The 25,696-nt window shown below is 47.0% G+C and carries 16 protein-coding genes; 15 read left to right on the top strand and 1 reads right to left on the bottom strand.

Annotation, left to right across the window (positions count from 1 at the left end):
* Positions 1 to 175: 175 nt before the first annotated feature.
* Together FSB84_RS01570 and FSB84_RS01565 are read left to right on the top strand one after the other, a co-directional pair.
* Entirely contained in the window at positions 176 to 1,573 is a 1,398-nt protein-coding gene (locus FSB84_RS01570; protein WP_130543319.1) for an ammonium transporter, read from the top strand.
* Between the two features lie 87 nt (positions 1,574 to 1,660).
* Complete coding sequence (locus FSB84_RS01565) at positions 1,661 to 2,785, top strand: outer membrane beta-barrel protein (protein ID WP_130543320.1); 1,125 nt, start codon at positions 1,661 to 1,663, stop codon at positions 2,783 to 2,785.
* Positions 2,786 to 2,995: 210 nt separating this feature from the next.
* On the opposite strand, the gene FSB84_RS01560 is transcribed toward FSB84_RS01565, so the two are convergent.
* On the bottom strand, positions 2,996 to 5,575 hold the full coding sequence (locus FSB84_RS01560) for a phosphoenolpyruvate carboxylase (RefSeq protein WP_130543321.1): 2,580 nt from the start codon (positions 5,573 to 5,575) through the stop codon (positions 2,996 to 2,998).
* Between the two features lie 332 nt (positions 5,576 to 5,907).
* Between FSB84_RS01560 and thrA the strand changes: the two genes are divergently transcribed.
* The 13 genes from thrA (at position 5,908) to FSB84_RS01495 (ending at position 25,673) form a co-directional block, all read left to right on the top strand.
* Positions 5,908 to 8,343 (top strand): bifunctional aspartate kinase/homoserine dehydrogenase I, encoded by a 2,436-nt coding sequence (gene thrA, locus FSB84_RS01555; protein ID WP_130543322.1) that lies wholly within the window; start codon positions 5,908 to 5,910, stop codon positions 8,341 to 8,343.
* Between the two features lie 21 nt (positions 8,344 to 8,364).
* Positions 8,365 to 9,306: a homoserine kinase gene (locus FSB84_RS01550; RefSeq protein WP_130543323.1), complete on the top strand. Its 942-nt coding sequence runs from the start codon at positions 8,365 to 8,367 to the stop codon at positions 9,304 to 9,306.
* 9 nt (positions 9,307 to 9,315) lie between these two features.
* Positions 9,316 to 10,632, top strand: a complete 1,317-nt coding sequence (gene thrC, locus FSB84_RS01545; protein WP_130543324.1) for a threonine synthase — start codon at positions 9,316 to 9,318, stop codon at positions 10,630 to 10,632.
* Between the two features lie 139 nt (positions 10,633 to 10,771).
* A complete protein-coding gene (locus FSB84_RS01540) occupies positions 10,772 to 11,773 on the top strand; it encodes a DUF2167 domain-containing protein (RefSeq protein ID WP_130543325.1) in 1,002 nt (333 codons plus the stop codon).
* Between the two features lie 132 nt (positions 11,774 to 11,905).
* Positions 11,906 to 12,505, top strand: a complete 600-nt coding sequence (locus tag FSB84_RS01535; RefSeq protein WP_130543326.1) for an RNA polymerase sigma-70 factor — start codon at positions 11,906 to 11,908, stop codon at positions 12,503 to 12,505.
* Between the two features lie 75 nt (positions 12,506 to 12,580).
* Complete coding sequence (locus FSB84_RS01530; protein ID WP_158643745.1) at positions 12,581 to 13,765, top strand: FecR family protein; 1,185 nt, start codon at positions 12,581 to 12,583, stop codon at positions 13,763 to 13,765.
* Positions 13,766 to 13,906: 141 nt separating this feature from the next.
* Complete coding sequence (locus tag FSB84_RS01525) at positions 13,907 to 17,473, top strand: SusC/RagA family TonB-linked outer membrane protein (RefSeq protein ID WP_130543328.1); 3,567 nt, start codon at positions 13,907 to 13,909, stop codon at positions 17,471 to 17,473.
* A gap of 10 nt (positions 17,474 to 17,483) precedes the next feature.
* Positions 17,484 to 19,010 (top strand): RagB/SusD family nutrient uptake outer membrane protein, encoded by a 1,527-nt coding sequence (locus FSB84_RS01520; RefSeq protein WP_130543329.1) that lies wholly within the window; start codon positions 17,484 to 17,486, stop codon positions 19,008 to 19,010.
* A 10-nt stretch (positions 19,011 to 19,020) separates the two neighbouring features.
* Positions 19,021 to 20,142, top strand: a complete 1,122-nt coding sequence (locus FSB84_RS01515) for a TlpA disulfide reductase family protein (RefSeq protein ID WP_130543330.1) — start codon at positions 19,021 to 19,023, stop codon at positions 20,140 to 20,142.
* Between the two features lie 15 nt (positions 20,143 to 20,157).
* On the top strand, positions 20,158 to 20,412 hold the full coding sequence (locus FSB84_RS01510; RefSeq protein WP_147122011.1) for an RNA polymerase sigma factor: 255 nt from the start codon (positions 20,158 to 20,160) through the stop codon (positions 20,410 to 20,412).
* A gap of 8 nt (positions 20,413 to 20,420) precedes the next feature.
* Complete coding sequence (locus tag FSB84_RS01505) at positions 20,421 to 20,858, top strand: sigma-70 family RNA polymerase sigma factor (protein WP_147122009.1); 438 nt, start codon at positions 20,421 to 20,423, stop codon at positions 20,856 to 20,858.
* A gap of 93 nt (positions 20,859 to 20,951) precedes the next feature.
* A complete protein-coding gene (locus FSB84_RS01500; protein WP_130543332.1) occupies positions 20,952 to 22,169 on the top strand; it encodes a FecR family protein in 1,218 nt (405 codons plus the stop codon).
* Positions 22,170 to 22,385: 216 nt separating this feature from the next.
* A complete protein-coding gene (locus tag FSB84_RS01495; RefSeq protein ID WP_158643744.1) occupies positions 22,386 to 25,673 on the top strand; it encodes a SusC/RagA family TonB-linked outer membrane protein in 3,288 nt (1,095 codons plus the stop codon).
* The last annotated feature ends 23 nt before the right edge of the window (positions 25,674 to 25,696 follow it).

Raw genomic sequence — 25,696 nt, 5'->3', positions numbered from 1 at the left:
AATCTATAGAATTCAGACAGGATCGTTGTTTTCAAGCATTAAAAACTAATAAATGTTAATATTATTAATATTTGTTATTTAAATAGTATGCTTGATTTCGAAAGGATTTAGCGGTATTTTTAACTAAACAACACACATATAATTATTCTTAATAACAACACTAAAATCAACTGGTATGAAAAAGATCACGATTAAATCGGTAGCTCCATTCCTGGTTCTTGCAGGAGTGGCTATAGCTGCGATATTTGTTCCTTCGGTTCCCGACTTCGTGGATTCCAAGGGAGCGTATAATGCTGCGGACACAACATGGGTACTTGTTGCTGCTGCATTGGTGTTTTTGATGACACCGGGCCTGGCCTTTTTCTATGGCGGCATGGTGCACAGGAAGAACGTGATCTCCACCATGATCAAGAGTGTGGCTGCCGCAGGTGTGGTTAGCGTACTCTGGGTGGTTGTTGGTTACAGTCTTTGCTTTGGTCCAAGTGTCGGCGGCGCCGGATTCATCGGCGACCCTACTGCACATTTCTTCTTCAAGGGAGTTGCTTCGGGTGAACCCTGGGGAACGATCCCGCGTTCACTCTTTGCTGTATTCCAGCTCATGTTCGCCATCATCACACCTGGTCTTGTAGTAGGTGCAGTGGCTGAACGTATCCGTTTCACTTCTTACATTCTTTTCATTGCGCTCTTCAGCCTTTTGGTGTATGCTCCGCTTGCACACTGGACCTGGAATTCTGAAGGCTTCCTCTTCAAGATGGGCGTACTTGACTTTGCCGGTGGTACTGTAGTGCATATCTCTGCCGGTATGGCCGCATTGGCTGGAGTTCTTGTGCTGAAGCGCCGCCAGGTGCATAAGGAGCACAAGGAAATTCCTCCTGCCAATATTCCTTATGTATTGATCGGTACAGGGCTGCTTTGGTTTGGCTGGTTCGGATTCAATGCAGGGTCTGCTCTCGCCGCCAATGCACTGGCTGTGTCTGCGTTCTTTACTACCAATACAGCCGCTGCTGCTGCAGGTCTGAGCTGGATGTTCTTTGATGTGCTTCGTGGTAAGAAACCTTCTGTGCTGGGCTTTTGTATCGGCGCAGTAGTAGGGCTGGTGGCTATCACTCCTGCTGCAGGTTTTGTTGCAATCCCTCAAAGTATCACTATCGGTGTGGTTGCTGCACTGATCTCCAATATAGCTGTTTACTACAAACAGAAATCCAGACTGGATGATACCCTGGATGTATTCCCCTGTCATGGTATCGGCGGTATGGTAGGTATGCTGCTCACCGGCGTATTTGCTACCAAGGCTGTGAATGGCGCAGGCGCCGATGGCCTCTGGCTCGGCAATGGCGCTTTCCTGTTCACGCAGCTGAAAGGAATGCTGATTGCTGTGACCTACAGCTTTGTTGCTTCCTGGCTCATCTTCAAATTCATCAACTTCATCCTCCCTCTTCGTGTAACTTCTGAAGAAGAAGAGCTCGGTCTGGATGCTACTCAGCATAACGAGAAGTATCTGCAGGGAACTTTGCTGGTTCACAGCAATGGAAATATCAAGGAAGAAAAAATCATCGAAACAGAAGCTCACTAAAAATAGAAAAAGGTACGGATGATTGACCAGCGTCTGGAACACGCTGACCGCCGTACCCTTTTCCTTTAACACTTAAAATCTATCGCAATGTTACAAAAATTTTTTGCAACAGGCCTTGCTATGGCTTGTTTTATCCCTGCGATTGCACAGGAAGCTTCAGCTCCCACAACCACACCCGCAACGCAGGCTGCTTCCGCCCCGGAAGAACCAAAGCCGGCAACTGTAATTTCAGGATATGCTGATGTTTATTACAGGTACAATTTCGCTAAACCCACAAAGGCTGTGGGTTATAACAACCTCACTTCCTTCACCGGCACACATAACAGCTTTGCATTGGGTATGGCATCCATCAAACTGGAACATACTGCCGGTAAAGTAGGAGTGGTGGCTGATCTGGGTTTTGGACCACGCGCCGAAGAATTCGCCTACAACGATAAAGGCACTTTGCTGGCTGCTGTAAAACAGCTTTATATCACATATGCGCCCACAGACTGGCTGAAGTTCAGCGCCGGCACCTGGGGCACGCATGTGGGCTACGAAGTGCTGGACCCATATCTCAATCGCAACTACAGCATGAGCTATATGTTCACGAATGGACCATTCGGACATACCGGCCTCAAAGCTGAAATCACCAAAGGAAAACATGGTTTCATGCTCGGTGTTGCCAATGCAACAGACTATCGTATTCCTCCGGATGAGCAGATCAACAAGAAGTTCGTTCTTGCACAATATAGCCTGGCTGCAACAGAAGATATCAAGTTCTTCCTCAACTATGTTGGCGGAAAAGGACCGGATACTGCCAAAGTGAACCAGGTGGATTTTGTAGCCACGGCCAAAGTGAGCGATAAATTCAATGTAGGCTTCAACGCAACGTACAACAGTACAAAACTTTGGGATGGCACAAAGAATATCGATGCCAAAAACTGGTGGGGCTCCGCTGTTTACCTGAACCTGGATCCCAAACCCTGGTTTGGTCTCACATTGCGCGGTGAATATTTCGATGATAAAGACCAAATGAAAGTGTATGCTGCTTCTCCTGAAGGAGGCTCCATCATTGCAACCACACTATCAGCCAATTTCAAAGTGGAAGGATTCACATTCATTCCCGAGATCAGGTTCGACAATGCGAATAAAGACCTCTTTGTTGACAAAGACCTGGCGCCAACAAAATCAACTGCCAGTTTCCTGATCGCAGCGATCTACAAATTCTAAACATGGATTAACGATACGTAATAGTAACTACAACTACAGCTCACTAACAAAACAACCACTACTTACTGCTTAAAATCTCTTGTGTTGTTTTGTTAAGAATGAAAGGTGCCGGGTCTCCGGTGCCTTTTCTTTTATATGCTTGTATCCCGAGGGAATAATTTATCAGTCCGGTATCGGGGAACTGCAAACGTGGTGCCTTTTTAAGGTCTGTTACGCTGAATTCCGACCCGCATTGATAATACCGAATGCACTTCTGATCACCAGTTTCTCCAGGATCTCACGGTGTTGTGCAGGTGCTAATTCCTCTTCCATCTGACGGATCCTGCAAAGCGCATATTGCTGAATGGTGGTCAGTGGTAATACAATGCGCTCGCGCATCATGATACTCAGTTGTTCAACAGGATAATCTGCCATCAGCTCCTTCTTGCCGGTCAACTGGAAGATGAAACGTTGCGTGAGCTCGTACTCATTGTAGATCTTATTCCAGATCTCCCCGTAGCGCGGATCCTGTGAAAGGAATTCAGTGAGCGGGAAGAAACATTTTTTCATCGCCATCTCACAGTTATCTATAAGCGTTTTAAAGAAAAGAGAATTCTGATAGAGTTGACGTAACTCTGACGTCTTCCCCTTTTTGTCCAGCACCTGCAAGGCAGTGCCTACGCCGTAATAACCAGTTACGTTCTGTTTCAGCTGGCTCCAGGCGCCAACGAATGGAATGGCGCGAAGATCCTTCAGACTAAGTTTGCCGCCGCTGCCGCGCTTGGCAGGACGACTACCGATATTGGTCTCGCTGTAGAATTTCAGCGGGCTCACATGGCTCAGGTATTCCAGGAAATCAGGATGGTCTTTCAGTTCCTTGTAAGAATCAAGGCTTTCCCTTGCCAGTTCTTTCAGCAGTTCTTCTTCTGCAGCATCCAGCGTTCTTTCTTTGGTGGAGAAGAGATCATTGGAGATCCCTGCATTCAGCAATTGCTCGATATTGAACTGCGCAGAATCGATGGTGCCGAAATTGGAGCTGACTGTCTGTCCCTGGATAGTGAGCTGGATCTCCTGGTTGGAGATATTCCTTCCCATACTCGCATAGAACTTATGCGTTTTGCCACCACCGCGTGCGGGGGGGCCGCCGCGGCCATCGAAGAACACCACATCGATCTCATATTCTTTGGAGAGCCGCGTAAGCTCTTCTTTTGCTTTGAAGATGCTCCAGTTGGCCATCAGGTAGCCGCCATCTTTAGTGCCATCAGAGAAACCAAGCATGATGGTCTGACGGCTCTTGCGTTTATCCAGGTGCGCTTTGTATACCGGGTTCTTGTACAGGGCCACCATGATATCTCCTGCTTTTTGCAGATCATCGATGGTTTCAAAAAGTGGAACGATATCGATGCTCAGGTTATCTTTTTCCCATCCGCATAGATTGAAAAGTGCAAACACTTCCAACACATTCAGCACGCTGTTGCACTGGCTGATGATGTAGCGGTTGCAACCTTCCTGTCCATTATATTCCTGAATAGTTCTTACAGCAGCAATGGTATCGAGTGTGTCTTTCACAACACCTTCTTCATAGTTGGAAGGGGTGCTTCGTGTATTCAGATGCGTTAGTACTTCCATTTTTTCATCATTGCTGAGGGATGCATAATTCTCCGGAAGTCCGTCGCCTTTTTCTGCAATGGCTTCCAGTACTGTGTTGTGCACGGAGCTGTCCTGCCTGATATCAAGTGAGGCGAAGTGCAGACCGAATACCTGGATCTTGTTGATCAGGCTGTCAACCAAATGCTGAAACAGGCCATTGTGTTGATACACGAGGATATCGCGGATCTTGAACAACTCATCCAGTAAGCCCTGTTTGATGAGTGCGGTGCGCTGACCGGGAATGAAGATATTGTTATAGAGTTGTCTTTCCAGTTCGTTGAGGATAGTGTCAACCCCTTTGAAAGTGAGCCTGCGTTTGAGTTTGCGCACATCGAGGTAATAGCATTTGATGATGCTGCCGCGGAGCACGTCTGCTACTTTAAGGGTGGTGTCCACTTTTACATTCGGGTTGCCGTCGCGGTCGCCACCGGGCCAGAAGCCCATTGTGATCACGGGGTTATGGCCAGGCACTGCATCCGGGAACTGCTGCTTCATGAAATTGATGATGCGGCCAGCTGCCTGGTAGAAAACATTTTCCAGATACCAAACCAGGCTGATGGCTTCATCATACGGCGTGGGCTTATTCTTTTTAAAGAAAGGTGTTTTGCCCAACTGTTGTAAGTATGTATTGATCTGTGCTGCATTGTTTTCCTGCAATGCGCGGGAGAGATCATTGATGATACCAAGTACGGTGCCGGGATAGAACTGTGTGGGGTGAGCGGTAAGCACGAGGCGGATAGAGAAGTCTTTCAGTTTCTCCACCAGTTGTTCCTGCGCATTTTCCTGCAACACTTCTGATTCGAGATGCTTGAGTGTACCGATGCCGTTCATATCGTTCACATCGCGGAAAGCCGCATCTTCCAATGCATCGAACAACACTACCTGGCGTTCTACATATTGAATGAATCGGAAGAGAAGATCGATCTTCTCCTGTTCCTTTATGTATGATGTATGTTTCTCGAAGAATTCGTCGATGATCTGAACAGGGCTCAGCTTTCGCTTGAAACCTTCTTCACAGTTATTGAGTAAGAGAGAAAGAAGAATACCGGTCTTTTCGATGCGGTGAAAGGGCAGTGAAGTGAATAAGCTGTTGTATAACTGGAACTTGATTCCTACATAGTTCTTGAATTGCTGCAACCCTCTCGACGACTGATGATCCATGTTTTAAAGCATTTTAGAATTGATGGGTGCTGAAATTACGCCATAAAATTTATTCGGCCCTTCTCTGAAAATTATTTTTTGAAACTAACAGATGTTATGAAAGGCCCTTTGTATATTTGACCTATCTAGTAGAATAATAGTGGCAATTATCAACCATATCATCTCTTCTGCCTCCGTAGCTTCCACGGCTACGTCCACTATTATTACGATTACAACAACCCGCTAAGGGTTGTCATATTCCATATTACCTTCTGGGCTTTTTTAGCTACACATCGATACCGAAAAGGTTATTCTTTATTCATTTATCATTCAATCATTTCAACAATCAATATATGCAGGTCCTGAAATTTGGTGGCAGTTCAGTAGCCAATGCCGTCAACATCAATAAAGTAGTGGGTATAGTTCAAGAGGCGCTGAAAAAAGACAGAACGGTGGTAGTGGTTTCTGCACTGGGAGGCGTTACAGACCTGCTGTTGCAGAGCGGCGCCCTGGCTGCCGCAGGCGATGAACAATACAAGAATGTTTTACAGGTTATAGAACAGCGTCATCTCGAAGCCGTGAAAGCGTTGATCCCCGTTGCAAAACAGAGCAGTGTGCTCAGCTGGATGAAACAGCGATGCAATGAGATCGAAGATATTTGCAACGGCGTTTTCCTGCTCGGTGAATTAAGTGCAAGGACCAAAGACCGCATTGCAGCATTCGGCGAGCTCATGAGCTCACATCTCATTGCTGCACGTATGAACGAGCACGGTGCTGTGTGGAAAGATTCACGTGAGTTGATCCTTACCGATTCCAATTACAGCAATGCAGCAGTAGTGCGCGATGTAACTGATCATGCAATACAACAATACTTTGCTTCTGTTAATGATCAGCTTTTTGTTGTTCCCGGTTTCATTGCTTCCAATGCTGAACGTCAAACCACTACGCTCGGTCGTGGCGGTTCGGATTACACTGCCGCTATTTTCGCTGCTGCACTGGATGCAGGCCTGTTGGAAATATGGACCGACGTGAGTGGCATGATGACCGCAGATCCGCGCCTGGTGCCGCATGCAAAGGCATTACCGCATATCTCTTACCAGGAGGCCATGGAGCTTTCGCATTTCGGCGCCAAAGTGATCTACCCGCCTACCATTCAGCCTGTAATGAAAAAGAATATCCCGGTTTGGGTGAAGAATACTTTCGATCCGGACGCCTATGGAACTTTGATTGAAAGGGAAGTGATGCTCAATGGTAATCATATCCGTGGTATCGCCAGCATCAACAAGATCACGCTGCTAAGTCTCGAAGGTGGCGGCATGGTGGGCATTCCCGGTTTTTCGAAAAGACTTTTCGAAGCACTGGCCAGTGAACAGATCAATGTGATCCTCATCACACAAAGCTCTTCAGAGCACAGCATCTGTGTGGGCATCGAAGATGCACTGGCTGAAAAAGCAAAACAGGTAATCGACGATACTTTCCGTTTTGAGATACAATCAGGAAAAGTGGACCCGCTGGTAGTGGAAAAAGACCTCGCAGTAGTGGCGCTGGTGGGCGATAATATGAAGAGCCATCCCGGTGTAAGTGGTAAGATGTTTGGAGCGATGGGCCGCAACGGTGTGAACGTGCGCGCCATCGCACAGGGATCTTCTGAAAGGAATATCACTTCCGTGGTGGCAGCGTCGGATGTGCGCAAAGCCATCAACGTATTGCATGAGGAATTCTTCGAAACCACTTACAAGCAGGTGAACCTCTTCCTGGCCGGTACCGGCAATGTAGGAGGAAAACTGATTGCACAGTTACAACAGCAGCAAAAATACCTGCAGGAAAACCTTCGCTTACAGTTGAGGGTTATAGGAATGGCCAATAGCCGTAAAATGCTTTTCAAAGAGGAAGGCATCGATCTGGCCAACTGGAAAGAAGCGCTCGAAGCCGGAGAGCCCATGAGCCTTCAGCAATTTGTTGATCAGGCCCGCGCCCGCAACCTCCGCAACTCCGTATTTGTGGATGTTACCGCCAATGGTGAAGTGGCAACAGTCTATGATCAGCTGTTGTCGAAAAGTATTTCTGTTGTGGCCTGCAATAAAGTGGCCTGTTCCTCTTCATTTGAGTACTATCGCAAACTGAAGGACCTGGCCCGCGAGTTCAATGCAAGTTTCCTCTTCGAAACCAATGTGGGAGCAGGATTGCCGGTGATCGGAACTTTGAATGATCTTAAGCGTACCGGTGATGTGGTGAACAGGATCGAAGCGGTGCTCAGCGGAACCCTCAATTTCGTTTTCAATAATTACAATGGAGAGAAGCCATTTGCCGAAGTAGTGAAACAGGCGCAGGACGAAGGTTATACCGAGCCCGATCCACGCCTGGATCTCAGTGGTACCGATGTGATGCGCAAGATCATGATCCTGGCGCGCGAGTCCGGTGAGCAACTGGAAATGGAAGATATTTCCAATGAATCGTTTATGCCTGCCAGTTGTATGGAAGGAAGCGTGGCTGATTTCTATAAAGAGATGGCTAATCAGGAAGCGCATTTCAAGGCGCTGTACGCTAAAGCTGCCAAAGAAGGGAAGAAACTAAAATTTGTGGCGAGCTATGATAATGGCAGGGCAGCTGTAGGATTGCAACATATCGGGCCGGAGCATAACCTGTATCATCTCTATGGAAAAGACAATGTGGTGTTGTTCTACACCAATCGTTATCCTGATCAACCGATGGTGATCAAGGGTGCAGGGGCCGGCGCTGAAGTAACTGCTTCAGGTGTATTTGCAGATATCCTTCGCGCAGCTCATTAACACATCTAAAACAAACAACCCATGAGTAAATCAGTTCAGGTACATGCTCCCGCCACTGTGGCCAATCTCGTTTGCGGATTCGACGTGTTGGGTATGGCGCTGCATCGTCCGGATGATGTAATGACCCTTACCCTGAAGGAAGAGCCCGGCATCACCATCGAACATACAGATATTTACCAGTTGCCCACAGAGCCGGAAAAGAATGTGGCCGGCGCAGCTTTGCTGGCTATGCTGGAAGAGCTGGATCATCCTCCGGGCTTTCACCTGGTAACGGATAAACGAATCAAACCCGGAAGCGGACTGGGCTCCAGCGCAGCCAGCTCTGCCGGTGCAGTAGTTGCGGCCAATGAATTACTGGGCAAACCTTTCTCCAATGAAGACCTGGTACGATTCGCAATGAACGGAGAAAAAGTAGCCAGCGGTGTGAAGCATGCAGACAATATCGCGCCGGCAATTTATGGAGGCATCACCCTGATCCGTTCCATTTTCCCATTGGACATTGTGCAGCTCAGCGGGCCTCCGCTCTTTGTAACTGTTGTGCATCCGCAGATAGAAGTGCGCACAGCAGATGCCAGGCAGATCCTGCGCAAGGAAGTGCAACTGAAGAGCGCCATCAAACAATGGGGCAATATTGCAGGACTGGTTGCCGGACTGCTCAAACAGGATTATGCACTCATTGGTCGTTCACTGGAAGATGTGATCATCGAGCCCGTACGCAGCATCCTCATTCCCGGTTTCGACGACGTGAAATCACAGAGCCGCGAAGCAGGCGCACTGGGCGGTGGTATTTCCGGATCCGGTCCATCCATCTTCATGCTCAGTGAGAAAGAATCCACTGCCAATGCAGTAGAGCAGCTGATGCAGGATGTATATACCAAACTGGGCATCGATTTCAAAACTTATGTAACCAGTATCAGTTACGAAGGCGTGCGTGTATCGCCTGTAACGGTTCATCAACCTTAATCAATCATCATGCAATACTATAGTCTCAACAGGCAATCACCGGCAGTTGGCTTCAAAGAAGCAGCTATCAGGGGACAAGCGCCCGATAAAGGCTTGTACTTCCCTGAAAGCATTCCGGTGTTTGAAAAATCCTTCATCGATAATATTGAAGCTTTCAGCAAAGAGGAGATTGCGTTCAATGTGATCAGTCCATACGTTGGAGATGCCATTCGCGAAGCAGATCTCCGGAGGATCGTGAGCGAGACCGTCAACTTCGACATACCACTGGTACGTATAAACGAAAATATCAGCACGCTGGAATTGTTCCATGGCCCCACACTGGCCTTCAAGGATGTGGGCGCCAGGTTCATGAGCCGCTGCCTTGGTTATTTTTCCAAAAGCATTTCAGAAAAAGTGGTGGTGCTGGTAGCTACTTCCGGTGATACCGGTGGCGCAGTGGCGCATGGGTTCTATGATGTGCCTGGTGTGGAAGTGGTGATCCTCTATCCCTCCGGTAAAGTAAGTTCCGTGCAGGAAAAACAGCTCACCACATTGGGTAAGAATATTCGTGCATTGGAAGTGAATGGCAGTTTTGATGATTGCCAGAAACTGGTGAAGCAGGCATTTGCCGATACATCGCTGACAGAACAATTGTTCCTCACTTCCGCCAATTCCATCAATGTGGCGCGCTGGCTGCCACAGCAGTTCTATTATCTTTTTGCCTGGCAGCAATGGGTGGACAAAAGCAATCCTCCCGTGATCTCTGTACCCAGCGGCAATTTCGGGAATATCTGTGCGGGGCTGCTGGCGCATGTTTCAGGCATGCCGGTACAACATTTCATTGCAGCCTGTAATGCCAATGCGGTGGTGCCTGAGTTTCTCAAGACGGGCGAATACCAGCCGAAACCTGCCGTAGCAACTATTTCCAATGCGATGGACGTGGGCGATCCCAGCAATTTCGTTCGTGTGCTTGAACTTTTCAACCAGGAACTGGGCCCATTGAAGAATGTACTCACCAGCTACAGCGTGAGTGATGTGGAAACGAAAAAGACCATCAGGGAAGTGTACAGCTCTTACGGCTATCTTCCTGATCCGCACGGGGCTGTTGGATATAAGGCTTTGCAGCAATACCTGCAGGAACATCCCGGTAATAAGGGATTTTTCCTGGAAACAGCGCATCCTGTTAAGTTCTATGATGTGGTTGAACCGGTTATACATAGCAATATTCCGCTGCCGGATGCGGTTCGCGGAGTGATGCATTTACCGAAGCATAGTGTTCAGATAGATAAAAATTATGAAGAATTGAAAGCACAATTATTGTTATTGAAACAGGAAGTGGAACGATAGAAATGGATTTGTTATGAATGGATGGCGTCTCAGTATGGGGCGCCATTCCTGTTTATTGAAAAGTGGAAAAATATAAGGCAGCGGGATTTTTGAATACCGGGAAAAGGTTGTTCTTTTACCGAAACCCGAAAAAACTAATATGAAAAAGGCTATTTTATCCCTTATCGCCGTCTTCTTTTCCATTGCCGTTTGGGCAAATGAAGAAGATTCACTGGCAATGGAAAAAGCATTGATGAAGCAAGTGTACGACTCTATCAATGCCAGTATGAAATACAGCACCGGAACCATTAAGCTGCCTGATGGCACTATAGAACTGAAAGTTCCTGCCGGTTTCAAATTCCTCGATGCGGCACAATCCCAGAAAGTACTGACTGAATTCTGGGGTAACCCTCCCAGTAAGGAAACCCTGGGAATGATCTTCCCGGAGAACGGTGGTCCCATGACTGAAGGCAGCTACGCATTTGTGGTGAGCTATGAATCCATCGGTTATGTAAAAGATGAAGATGCAGACAAGATCAATTATGACGATCTCCTGAAAGATCTGCGCGAGGGAGAGAAAGCAGAGAATGAAGAACGCAAAAAGGCAGGCTATGAAGCCATTCACATGATCGGCTGGGCTTCCAAACCTTTCTATGATAAAGAGAACAAGATCCTTCACTGGGCAAAAGAACTGCAATTCGGAACAAGCACTGATCATACATTGAATTATGGTGTTCGTATCCTCGGAAGAAAAGGTGTTCTGGTGTTGAATGCAGTGGCAACCATGGATGAGCTCAATTTGGTAAAAGCCGATATTCCGAAAGTGATCCATATCGCCAATTTTACCAGTGGCAATACTTACAGCGATTTCAATCCTGATGTGGATGAAGTGGCTGCCTGGACCATCGGCGGCCTGGTTGCCGGTAAGATCCTGACCAAAGTGGGCCTCTGGGCTGTGATTGCCAAGTTCGGCAAATTCATCGTGCTGGGCATCATCGCCATCGGCGGCTGGTTGTTCAGCAGGTTCCGCAAAAAGAAAGAAGAGCAAACCGAAGAATATATTCAGGAAGCAGAGGCTGTGCCGGCAGTAGCCGAAGTTGCACAAGCTCCTGAAACGCCGCAGTCGCCCGAAGCTCCCCAGGGCGGAACAGATCAGAAATAGCCGCAGACGCTAAAAATATAACCGGGGCCGGCATTTTGCCGGCCCTGATTTTTTTGCTCCGGTGCCATTCATATATTCAAATTGCTTTCGCAATGCATTTTTTATTTTAGTTTGCAGCAGTTGTCTACTAACATGGCATATAACCCCAGGGAACTGTTGATCCGTATTGCTGAAGACGATACAAAAGCGTTTACGCAGTTGTTCGATCAATACTGGCTGCAGGTATTTGCCCATGTGCGTAATTACATTAAAGACAGATCACAGGCAGAGGATCTCACCCAGGATATTTTCTTCGGTATCTGGCTCAATCGCACCAAATTGGCCACTGTAGAGGATTTTGAGCCCTGGTTGCATGTTGTTACACGCAATCGCACTATCTCCGGTCTCCGTAAATTATTGAAGGAGTCAGATAATGGTATTTCCGGCATTGTTCCGGAACTGGCTGCCATGCCGGGAGATACACCGGTAAGTCAGCTCGATTTCAAACAATCACGCGAACTGTTGCAGCAGGCCATCGATCAATTACCTCCCCGCCGACGGCAGGTTTTCCAGCTGAGCAGGCAGGAAGGCCTCACTCACCAGGAAATTGCCGAACAATTACAGATCTCCAAATCCACGGTGAACGAACATATCACCGAGGCATTATCCTTTTTGAAATCGAAACTGGCCGCTTATCCGGGCCTCTTCAGCGCCTTACTCCTCATCTCAGATTGCTGGCTGGGAAGAAAATAATTTTTTTTCGGCAACACCCCTTATCCTTCATTTTTCATGCGTCCTTTCAATAGCGCATGCTCAACTGATGTAAATATGAATCCTGTGGACTTTAAACAGATCATTACCGCCTGGCTGGATGGCTCTTTAAATGAAGAGGGTCGAAAACAACTGGGCAAACTGCTGATGCTCCCTGAATACCAGGAGCAGCTTGATGCTATCATGAAGGAGCAGCAACAGCAGGGGTACGCAATGCAGGCAGAGTTTGAGGAATCTTACCATGCAATGCGCAGGGAGCTGCAAAGCCGCGTTCAGCCTGAGCCTGCAAGGGTGTTCAGGTTCTGGTGGGCAGCGGCTGCGGCAGTAGTTGTGCTGGTTGCAGGAGTCTGGTTCTTCAACAGCAACCAAAAAACAACGCAAATAGTAGCGGAACAACCGAAACCAGCAATAGAAATCCCGGCAGGACAGGAGGGAGCTGTACTCACACTGGCAGATGGATCGAAAATGATTCTGGATTCGATGGGCAATGGAATCCTGTCTCACCAGAATGGAGCAGACCTGATGCTCTCGAACGGACAACTCGAATACAAATTGGCAGGAGAAGCTGCCGGAGAAGAAACATACAATACACTGAACACACCGAAGGGAAGACAGTTTCGCATCATGCTGCCGGATGGATCAGTGGCCTGGCTGAATGCTGCCAGTTCAATCAGATTCCCCACCAGGTTCACAAAAGATGTCCGCAGGGTGGAGATCACAGGAGAAGTATATTTTGAAGCAGCCACTGTAATGCGTAACGGAAAGAAGCTGCCGCTGGTGGTGAATGCTGATAACAGGTTTGAAGTGGAAGTGCTGGGCACTCATTTCAATGTGAATGCCTATACCGATGAACCCGTATTGAATACCACTTTGCTGGAAGGAAAGGTAGCGGTTACCAGTACGCGCAGTGGAGAGAAAGTGGTACTGCAACCGGGAGAACAGGCATCATTGCAAACCCAGGCCGGTGCAAGCCGTGAGCTGATCGTTCGAAAAGCAGATGCCGGAAAGGTGATGGCCTGGAAGAACGGCGTATTCGATTTTGAAGATGCCAGGATCGACGAAGTGATGCGCCAGCTCAAACGTTGGTATGATATCGATGTGAAGTATGAATCCGGTATTCCTGACATTGAATTCGTTGGAAAAATGACCCGTGATATTCCCCTGAACGGATTACTGATTGCACTGAAAAAATCAAACGTGCATTTCCGCCTCGAAGGAAGAACACTTATCGTTACTCCCTGATACAATAAATAACTTATCCGCCTTGGTTCCTATGTACATAAAAAGGCCGGTAACGGTTGGCCCCGTTGCCGGCTGAAATTTCAGTTGATCCTAAAAGGTTTCGCAACCACTTTTATTAACAACCAAAACAGTTCACAAGTTATGCAAAAAACTGCGAATGGTTGCCTGTATCTCCGTGCCCTGGCCGGATGCAGGTTGCCTGCACAAATTTCAAGAGTGATGAGACTGCTATCGATCTTTCTTTTTGCAGCGATGATGTCGGCCCACGCCTCTGGCAATGCCCAGACCGTAACCATCTCAGGAAAAAACCTGACACTGAAACAGGCTTTTTCTGTGATCGAGAAACAAACAGGATATGTGCTGTTCAGCAATAAGGAACTGCTTGCAGGAGCCGGCAAAGTTTCTGTTTCCGTCAATAACAGCCCCTTGAAAGATGCGCTTGACCTGATCCTGAAAGACCAGGGACTTAATTACGTGATCCAGGGTAAGACCATTATCCTGAGCCGCAAGCCCCAGCTTCCCGTTGTACCTGAATTGCGCATCATTCAATCAATTGCTCCCATCACCGGCAAGGTGACGGACACAGATGGTACGCCGATGGGAGGCGTGAATATCCTGGTGAAAGGTACTTCCAAAGGAGTTGTCACCACTACTAATGGCAGCTTTTCCATTCCCGCCAATGAAGGGGATATTCTCGTTTTCTCATTTGTTGGATACGCACCACAGCTTATTACCATTACTGCCGCAATGGTAAAAGGAACAGAACCTCTCACAGTTATGCTTACCCCAATCACAACCAAACTGGAAGAAGTAGCCGTTACGGTAAATACAGGCTACCAGACCATTTCCAGGGAAAGGATGACGGGTTCCTATTCTTCTGTTCAAACAAAACGTCTCGAAAATAAACTGCAGCCAAGTTTACTCACTGCACTGGAAGGACAGGCTGCCGGTGTAAGTGTTACAAAAGATGGAAGGGTAGAAGTGCGCGGAAGGTCCACCTTTCTTGCCAATGGAGATCCCTTGCTGGTAATCGATGGTTTTCCCACTACTGCAGGACTTGAAACTGTGAACATCGACAATATAGAAAGCATTACCGTATTGAAAGATGCCGTGGCCGCCTCGATCTATGGCGCCCGGTCTTCCAACGGCGTGATCGTGATCACTACCAAAAATGCGAAAAAAGGAAAACTCCAGTTGAGCTATAAGGGAAGTACAGGTGTACAACTTCGTCCACAATTGTCTTACCTCAATAAAGCAAGCGCCAAAGATTATGTAGACGCGGAAGTGGATTATTATAACAGTGACGCCGCCAATGTAGCCTGGGACTATGAATCTTATGCAACCTATGGCCGTGTAACGCAGCTGATGGTAATGAAGGACCAGGGCCTGCTTACAGAAGAGGAAGTGAATGCAGAGCTTGATCAGCTGAGAAGTAACAATACTCTCAACCAGCTGGAACGTCATTTGTTCAGAAGCAGGTTCACCCAGCAACACAATTTTTCTATCTCTGCCAGCGGAGAGAAGTTCGCTACCAATGCGGCGGTTCGCTATATCACCAATCAGAACAATATGGTGAACAACAGCGATAACAGGATGATCCTCGATCTGAAGAACGACTGGAAACCACTGAATGGAGTGACTGTAAAAATGTTCTCCAATATCAATTTCAATAACAGCTCCACGCCCATGGAAGGAAGCGATATGCTGAGTTTTTCCAACTGGGACATCATGAAGCCCTACTACAATATCGTTGACCAGCATGGGAACGCGCAAAATATTCCAACAGTAAGACCAGACCTGATCGAAACTTATACCAACTACGGCGGCCTCAAATCGATGGAGTACAATCCGCTTAACGATCTCGGATTGAATATGACGAAGAACCAGAACTTCCTGGCAAGACTTGGCGCGAGTGTTTCTGTGAACATCATCGATGGACTGACGGCAGAAGTAGGCGGCTCCTGGACAAGAGGAAGCGGTCTTACCCGCAGCCTGCGTGATGCCAATTCCTTCTATGTACGCTCACTTTATAATGCCTCTTCTTCCGTATCCACTCCCGGAAAGCACTATGTGCCTGATGGCGCCATGGTGTATGAGTCCCGCGCCCAGAACGAAGCTTACACCCTGAGGGCTCAGGCCAATTATGGAAAGACCTTCAACGGGATACACAGAATTTCGGTTATTGCAGGAGGTGAGATCAACAAAGACCTGATCGATAACAACACTTCTCCAACAAGAGTGGGGTACAATGAACAGGCCGGAACTTTTTCGCCTTTCAATTATGGAGATTACAGCAGCATGGCCTATTATCCTGATTTCCTCTTCCCGGATGGTATGATGCCCGTGATCAATGGAAGCTATTCATTACGTGATAACAGGTTTGTTTCTGTATACTCCAATGGTTCCTATGAATACGATAACCGTTTCATCCTGAGTGGTAGTGTGCGTATGGATCAGGGCAACCTGTTCGGCACCAATCCCAAATACAGGTACAAACCCAACTGGTCTGTAGGCGGTACTTATAAACTGGGCCAGGAGAAATTCTTCAATATTCCCGGGATCGATAAACTGAATATCCGTGGGTCTTATGGCATCAACGGAAATATTTCCTTTACGCAGGGACCTTTTCTGCTGGTATCGGCAGGCAATGTATTCTCACCTGTTATCGGAGCTATCAACTATACCATTGCTTCACTGCCCGATAATAACCTGAGATGGGAGCGTACCATCATTACCAATATCGGTGCAGACCTGGGCCTGTTCGGCGGTAAGCTCAATCTTACGCTCGACTTCTACAATAAACTCAGCAAAGACCTGCTGGCCCCTGACTTCATCGATCCAACATTCGGAAGGTTCACCGTTACCAGGAATGCAGGATCTGCCAGGAATACAGGTATTGAGTTGTCACTGGAATCAGACATCATCAGGAACAGGAACTTTGGATGGAATGTACTCTTCAACGGAAGCTACAACAAGAGCAAAGTGCTGCAGTTCAATTATGATTATCTCAATCCAAATTTCCTCACCTTCAGTACATCGGCTTCAGTACTGGGCAGCAATGCAGGAGCAGTGCTGAAAACAGGCTATCCGCTGGACGCAATATTCACTCATCGTTTTGCGGGGCTCGATAATACCGGTACGCCTCAGTATTTTTCTTCAGAGAATAAAAAGGTGTATGGAAACGATCTGGCAGTAAATGATATGAAGAATTCCGGTACGGCCCGGCCTAAGTTCATTCTCAGCCTTACCAATACATTCACCCTGGATCGATTCGACGTCTCTTTCATGATGATCTCTCAACTGGGAGCTGTATTCCGCAGGGATGGTTTCAATGGCGACAATATCGAGCATAAAGATGTAGCCAATCGCTGGAGAAAACCCGGAGATGAAGCGCATACAATTTTTCCCAAACTGGCGGCATTCAGTACAGACGCCTGGTACTTCCCTTACTCTGATGTGATGATTGAAAAAGCCGACTTCCTGAAACTGAGGGATGTGACAGTTTCCTACAGGCTCGATAACAAATTATGGGGCAATTCCGGACTTAACAATGCCAGGATCTATTTCCAGGGTCGCAATCTCTTAACGGTAACGGCCAATAAAGTGGGAGTGGACCCTGAAACGATCGCGCAGGGTGCCGGATTCTCTGTCAACAGGCAGCTTCCTCTCAGACCCGAACTGTACATCGGACTTTCTGTAAACCTCTAATCTAACTATTATGTTCAATCGAAAATATTATATATTCATCGCTGCAGCATTCATGCTGGGTTCCTGCAAAAAGTATCTGGATGTAAAACCTAAAGGGAGGTTGATTCCCTCAACGATAGCTGAATTTGATAAACTGCTCGATAATACGAATACTGCTGAATCCAATTTCCTGGACCATAATAAGGGTTCGATGCTCACTTCCCTTGGTGACAATATCGAGATTACCGAAGGACAGGGCAAAGTGGGCTTTATTCTCAACAGCCATCCCAATGTTGAGCGGTATTATGGCTACATTTTCCGTCAGCCATATAAAGACCCCAACAACCATGATCAATTCTGGAGCTCAGGCGTATTGGGCATCTATCCACAGGTATCTTATTTCAATAACCTGATTGAAGGCATTCGTGGCATTGGCCAGAAAACACAGGAAGAGGAATTGGCGGGTAAAAGATCCATTGCGCAGGCGCTGGTAGCAAGAGCCTGGTGTTATTTCAATGCCAGTATGATCTATGGACCGGTTTACAAACCTGGCGCCGACAATTCTGCTAAAACGATCACTTACCTTTTGGGAACAGATATCAATCAGCAACTTCCCAATCTGTCAACCACTCAGGAAGTGTTTGACAAAGTATTGAAGGAACTGCATGAAGCGTTGCCTTATCTTCCTGCAAGAGCGGGCTGGCCTTCACGCGCCAATAAGGCCACGGGTGAAGCTATGCTGGCCTATTACCATCTTTTCACCCGCAAGTACGATAGCGTGTTGCATTATACAAATCTGGCATTGGCATCTGTGGGTAATGCCTCGAATGTTATCTATGATTACAATAAATACAAGTTGGCTGATTCAACTCCCTCAAAGAGAACAACTACACTTTTACTATCGCCGCAGGATACCTATACAAACGCTGTGAACAGCAGGGAGATCCTGTTCTTCCGGGGAACCGACAAGGATGCTGGAATCGGCGGATCGCTTTCCTATCCTTCTGCCGAATTGATTGCATTGTATGATCAGGCAACAGATCTCCGATTCAATTTATTCTACCTGAATTCAGCAGGCTACAAAACGCCACTGGGCGGCGGGTACGATGATGGCATGCGTATCAGCAATTATCGCTTCCGCAAAACGAAAATGACAGAAGGATTCTCCTGGCCTGAAGTGCTGCTGATGAGGGCAGAGGCTTATGCAAGAATGAATGAGACCGGCCTGGCTATTGCTGATCTCAATACCCTTCGTCAATACAGGTTCAAGACCGGTACTCCGCCTTTGACCGCCGGCACGCAGGATGAAGTGATCAAATGGGTGCTGGAAGAAAGAAGACGTGAATTGCCCATGGGCGGTTACAAAAGATTCCTCGATCTCAAACGTTTTACGCTGGATGCTGGTAAACCCTGGTCAAAAACACAGATCACACATACGATTGGAGGCCAGAGTTACACAGGTACGATCGATTCAAAAGATTTCATTCTGCCCATCAGCAATGTTGTACTGAAGTTCAATCCGAATTGGGGTATTCCGCTCGATACCCGTCCATTTTAATTGATACCCTATGAATAAGCGAAAACTATTATCGATCTTTTTACTGACAGGGTCTGTTACTACCGTAATAGCACAACCGAAAGTTATTATCAAAGGAACCATAAAGGGAGATTTGAAAGATTGTAAGAAAGTGTATGTATTTGGTGATAATATGGAACAGGATTCTGTTGAGATCAGGAATGGCCGTTTTGAGATCAGTTTCCCCTGGGTAAAGGATGCAGTTCCCTATATTTATTCCGAATACGATTCAAAACTGAGAAAGGGTCCTCCTTCCTTCCCTGTAGTGGTGGATGGTCCTGGAACTGTTCACATAAAACTGGACGATGTAACGAAGGGGCTTAATGCAGGAAAGATCAGTGGAAGCCGTTCTGCTATGGCTTTTCAAAATTTTGAATATGGAAGGGTAAAACTCAGGGATTCCATAAAAGCCGTGATGGACGCGCGTAAGCAGGGAGGTGGAGGAAAGCTTGATACAGCCTGGAATCTGGCATATCTTGAAATGACGCGTGAGTGCTTAATGCCCTATATCAGCCGTTTTGTGGATGCCAATGCCGGGTCATATATCGGCACCTTTATACTTGCCCGTTATCAGCCGGTAATTGCATCGGATGAACTGGAAAGATTGTATAACAAACTGGGTCCTGACCAAAAGAATTCTGCTGCCGGAGCATCTGTGGCCATTCGCTTGGAAGGAATGAGGAAAGCCGTTATAGGAAATCAGGTAGGCGAGTTTACATTGAATACGCCGAAGGATGAACCGATCGCGTTCAGCAGTTTTCGCGGGAAATATGTGTTGATCGATTTCTGGAGCAGCTGGTGCGGTCCCTGCAAAGCATCATTTCCTCACATGAAAGAAGTATATAAGAAATATCGAAGCGATCAATTCGAGATCCTCGGCATATCGATCGATGAAGATAAAAATGCCTGGCTGAAAGAGCTGGACACGCAACAACTGCCATGGCCGCAGCTGCTGGACACCAAAAAGATCTACATCAGTGAGTTTGCCGTAACAGGTGTTCCTACCATATACCTGATCAGTCCGGAAGGAAAGATATTGATGAAAGAGATCGGATTCGATAAAAATGGAAATGGAAAAATAGAACAGAAGCTCAATGAACTGTTTGTAAAATAATTGAAAGGTATTGCTATGGAAACGAAGAGGCTGGCCGCAGGGCTGGCCTTTCTTTTTTTAGCGGCAAAACCTATTCAGCGTTTAGTTCCCAAAGTTTTTCTAGTTTTACCGCAGAACCCAAAGCCAATTGCTTCCTGTACCCACCATAAAGAAAGAACTTTGCTTTCCCTGATAGCTGCCGGAGATGAAGCTGCATTCAGGGAGCTGCACGATCTGTACTGGAACGAGGTATACTCCCTGGCAATCGCATTCACCAAATCCCCCAGGTAGCAGAAGATATGGTGCAGGAAGTATTTATCAGATTGTGGATGAAGCGGGATGCACTCGGTCATGTAGAAAATTTCAACGCCTTTTTCAGGATAATGGTCAGGAACCAACTGATATCTGCTCTGAGAAAAAATAAAAAACAGGAAAAAGACCTTCAGGCCTTCATCAATACGGCCAATCCGGTTGAATTGCACTCGATTGCTCCGGAGGTGAAGGAAGCCATCAGCCTCGTTTCGAAAACCATTTCAAAACTTCCAGACCGACAGCAACAGATCTTCAGGATGAGCCGGGAAGAAGGACTTAGTCATGATGACATTGCCGCCCGGCTGAATCTGTCTAAGAAAACAGTGTCCAATACTATCACTATTATTCTGGCGCTGATCAGGAAACAGCTCTATAAAAATGAACTCCTGCTGGCCGGGGTAGGGTACTTCATCGTCTCTATGTAGCCTTTTAAAAATACTTTATTTTTTTTCGGGTGTACCCGGAATATTTTGCGTCTTCAATCCGGGAGGTTCATTTTTCCCGTCAATCACTGCAATATGCAACAATCGCTTCGTGAGCTTTTAGATAGGTATCTGTCCGAATCCCTTTCTCCGGAAGAGAAGGTCGGTTTCCGCAAAATGCTGGAGGATAAAGGCTATGAGGGAGAACTGGAGATGCTTATTGAAGAATATATCAACCAGAGGTCGTTGATTGGGGAAGAGGACGAAGAACTGAAAAGCAAAAGTTATCAGCGCTTGGAAAGCCAGTTGCATTTGTCGTCAGCAATGCAGAAGGATAGTGGCAGGGTGAGAAGATTGAAATGGCTTCGCAGAACAGGCTGGGCCGCAGCGGTGATAGTTCTTGCAGGCGCCGCCACTTTTTTGTGGCGCCAGGGAAATAAAAAGGAAGGAACAAGTACAGCAAAACTGCAAAACAACAATTCTGTACCACTGGCTGCCAGTGAATTTGCACCCGGCGGTAATAAAGCTGTATTGACACTGGCCGATGGAAGCATCATCCTGCTCGATAGCGCTGGTGATGGAATGCTGGCCAGCCAGGGGAATACACAGATCCTGAAGAATGGAAATGGTGAACTGGTATATGAAGCAGGAAAGAATAAGGAGATAATGATGAATACCATCAGTACACCGGCGGGTGGACAATACCAGGTTACGCTGCCAGATGGTACAAAGGCAAGGCTCAATGCAGGCAGCTCCATCACATTCCCCGCGGCTTTTACAGGTAGAACACGCGCTGTGACTGTATCAGGAGAGATTTTTCTCGATGTAACAAAGGATCAGCTTCAGCCTTTTGTGGTGACTGTGAATAATACGGCTATAACGGTGCTGGGCACTGCTTTTAATATCAATGCATACAAAGAAGAACCTTATATCCGTACAACGCTTGTAGAAGGATCAGTTATGGTGAATGCAGGAGGGCAGGGGCTAATGCTGAAACCAGGCCAGCAGGCAACTGTTGTAACCAATAGCTCAACTGTATCACTGGTTGATGATCCCAATATGGACCAGGTGCTGGCATGGACGAATGGTCTTTTCAATTTCGAAGGATCAGATCTGCCTGCAGTGATGCGCCAGCTCGAATACTGGTATGGCATCACGGTGGCTTATGAAGGCAGATTGCCAGCTTTCACCTTCAAAGGAAAAATGTACAGGAACGTAAATCTCGCCGATGTGCTGGAAGTGCTGCAGGAAATGGGCCTCCGGTTCAGACTGGAAGGAAAGCAACTGATCGTGTCCGCAAAGGACAACAAGTAATCATTATACCATCCCTTGAAATAATGTTGTTAGAACAGTAGTTCAACAAAAAGCCAGAAATGCTGTCACATCTCTGGCCGGCGGTTGGGCAACTCATATATAGTCTTCTGGACTGCTTATTCATCACCCAAACATTGCAAAATTATGCAAAATGTCTCGATTTGCATGCCGGCAACCTGCTGGAGGTATCGGCGCGTCACCAAATTTCTGTTAGTAATGAAACTAACTGCATTCTTTCTAATGGCTGGAATCATGTCTGTTGCTGCGAATGCCGTTTCGCAACAGATCAGTTTTTCGGGTAAGGATGTTTCTCTCGAAAAAGTGATCGGCTCTGTTGAAAAGCAGACCAGCTTCGTATTCATGTATACTGAACAATTGTTGCGTACAGCCAAACCTGTAAGCATCAAAGCTGTGAATACTCCTCTCGACAAATTCCTGGCTGATGTATTCCGCGGCCAGCCCCTCAAGTATATCATCAAAGGAAATAGTATTTTCATCTCTGCAAAACCTGTGATCAGTTCTCCGATCTCTGAACTCCTGTATGTGCAGGACCTGCAGCCTGTTTCCGGACGCGTATTATCTGCCGATGGTAAACCGCTTGGCGGCGCTTCCGTGATGGTTAAGAATGGAAAATCATCGGTAATGACCGATGCGGAAGGAAGATTCAGGATCCAGGTGAAAGAGGGTGATGTATTGTTGGTGTCATTCGTTGGCTACGATACCCGTGAGTTAAAAATATCTGCGGCGATTATCGAAAAAGCAAAACAAGACCCGGCAACTGAAATAGCTGATCTCACTTTTCAACTGCCATTGAGCAATTCAAAGCTCGATGAAATTCAGGTGATCGCTTATGGAACTACCACGGTAAGAATGAATACTGGTACTGTTGCCAAAATGAAAGGGGAAGATATCCGCAAACAGCCTGTAGACAATCCATTGCTGGCCCTGGGTGGCAGATTGCCCGGGGTGCAGATTGCACAGACAGGCGGGTTGGCAGGGGCTCCCGTTAGTGTGGTGATCCGTGGTAAGAATTCATTGGGAGCGTCTTCCGATCCATTGTATGTGATAGATGGAGTTCCCTTTGCCCACTCGCTTTCCAGTGTAACATTCGCCAGTGGCATTACTGCACAATCTCTCGGAGGTTTGATCAATGCCAATGTTCGTACCAATCCTTTCGTTGCTATCAATCCCGCAGATATTGAAAGTATTGAAGTATTGAAAGATGCCGATGCTACGGCCATCTACGGCTCAAGAGGCGCCAACGGTGTGGTATTGATCACAACCAGAAAAGCGAAATCCGGGAAGGCTTCAGTAGATGCCAGTTTCTATACGGGGTGGGGAAGGCCCACCAGGCTGCCGGAGTTCATGAACACAAAAGAATATGTGGCCATGAGGCTGGAAGCTTTGAAGAATGATAATCTCACACCCAATGAAACCAATGCACCGGATCTCACGCTCTGGGATACTACACGCTATACAGATTGGAGCAAAACATTGCTGGGCAATAAAGCAAGAAGCACAGATGCTCAGGTGAGATTATCAGGCGGCAGCCAGCAAACGCAATTCTCCATAGCGGCAGGCTATCATCGTGAATCTCCCGTTTTTACCGGCAATATGCACGACGACAGGGTTAGCTTCCGTTCAAATTTCCAGCATCGTTCACAGGATAATAAGTTCCAGGTTGCTTTCAATGTTGGTTACAGTTCAGACAAGAATAATATCATCACAACTGATCTCACGCAGTTACTCAATACCCTGCCCAATTCCCCTCAACCATATGATGAGCAGGGCAATCTGGTTTGGAGAGATAAAGGGATCAATTTCCTCAATCCGATGGCCAATCTCTATAAGACCTATGTTGGAAAAACGGACAACCTGATCGGTAACCTGAACCTGAAGTACAATGTGATGGAAGGTCTGCAGTTGAGGCTGGATGCGGGTTACACAGCAATGACCCTGGATCAGCGTACGGCCAATCCGTTGAAAGCACAAAGTCCTTATGGCGTTAACCCTACCAGCTCTGCTGATTTTTATGATCAGATCCACAAGAACTGGATCATCGAGCCACAGGCAGAATACACTAAGAAACTGGGATTGGGAAAACTGCAGGTAATGGTAGGTGCGAGTTTCCAGGAACAATTGAATGAAGGTACTTCCATTACCGCCACAGGCTTTTCCAATGATGACCTGATGGAATTCCCCGGACTCGCTTCTTCCAAAGCAGTTTCCAATTCTTTCAGCAAATACCATTATGCAGCATTGTTCGGACGTATCAACTACAACTGGGATAGTAAATACCTGCTCAATTTCTCAGCCCGCCGCGACGGTTCCAGCAGGTTCGGTCCGGGCAAGCAGTTCGGTAATTTTGGCGCTGTTGGCGCAGCCTGGGTTTTCACAGAAGAGGGCTTCATGAAAGATATCCATTTCCTGCATTTCGGTAAGTTAAGAGCAAGTATGGGTGTTACCGGCAACGACCGTATCGGAGATTATCAGTATCTGCCTTTATGGAGCGCTACTACTGCAGCTATTCCTTATCAAAATCTGAATGGATTGCTCCCTTCAAAATTATACAATCCTGATTTTGCCTGGGAACGGAACAGGAAATGGGAAGCAGCCATCGAGTTATCATTTTTGCAGGACAGGATCTTCTTCAGTGCCGACTACTACCTCAACAGAACGGATAATCAGTTGACAGGTCTTGTGCTGCCTGCACAGGTTGGCTTTCTGAACATCACTGCCAACAGGGACGCCATCATCCAGAACAATGGCTGGGAGCTGATGTTGAACACTACCAATATCCGGCAAAAAGATTTCAGCTGGAAAACATCTTTCAATATCTCCTTACCAAAGAATAAATTGATCGCTTATCCGGGACTTGAGAATACTTCCTATGCAAATTCACTGGTAATTGGTTTGCCCATCACTATCAACAAATCGATCCCAATGTATGGTGTTGATCCGGAAACAGGCATTTATAAATTAGCAGGTATGTCAACCCCCAGGGACCAGACGGCCATCAACAATATGGCGCCGAAATTCTACGGAGGATTGCAGAACACCATCGAGTACAAAGGTTTCTCACTCGACTTCTTTTTCCATTTCAACAAACAGAAAGGAAGAAGCAGTCTGCTGTTCCAGGCTCCGGGCGGCCGCACCAACCAGCCGGTTGAAATGCTGGCCCGCTGGCAAAAGCCCGGCGACAATACTGATGTTCAGAAATACTCTACAACCGGCACTGCTGTAACAACCTACAGCTATTATGCTAACTATTCCGAAGCGCGTATCGTTGATGCTTCCTATATCAGACTGAGGAATCTCTCGCTTTCCTATCGCTTCAATAAATCCATTGTGCAGCAAATGAAAGCGCAGGATCTGAGAGTGTATGTTCAGGGGCAGAACCTGCTCACTTTCACATCATACAAGATCAGTGATCCTGAAACGATGAACCTTTCCAGTATGCCTCCCATCAGACTGATCACTGTTGGCGTACAGGTTGTTTTTTAATCAGACCCATTCAAGTTGCAATT

The sequence above is a fragment of the Pseudobacter ginsenosidimutans genome, from assembly GCF_007970185.1.
Classification (GTDB): domain Bacteria; phylum Bacteroidota; class Bacteroidia; order Chitinophagales; family Chitinophagaceae; genus Pseudobacter; species Pseudobacter ginsenosidimutans.
Note: the sequence above shows the minus strand (reverse complement) of the source record. Positions and strands in the feature narration are given on the sequence as shown.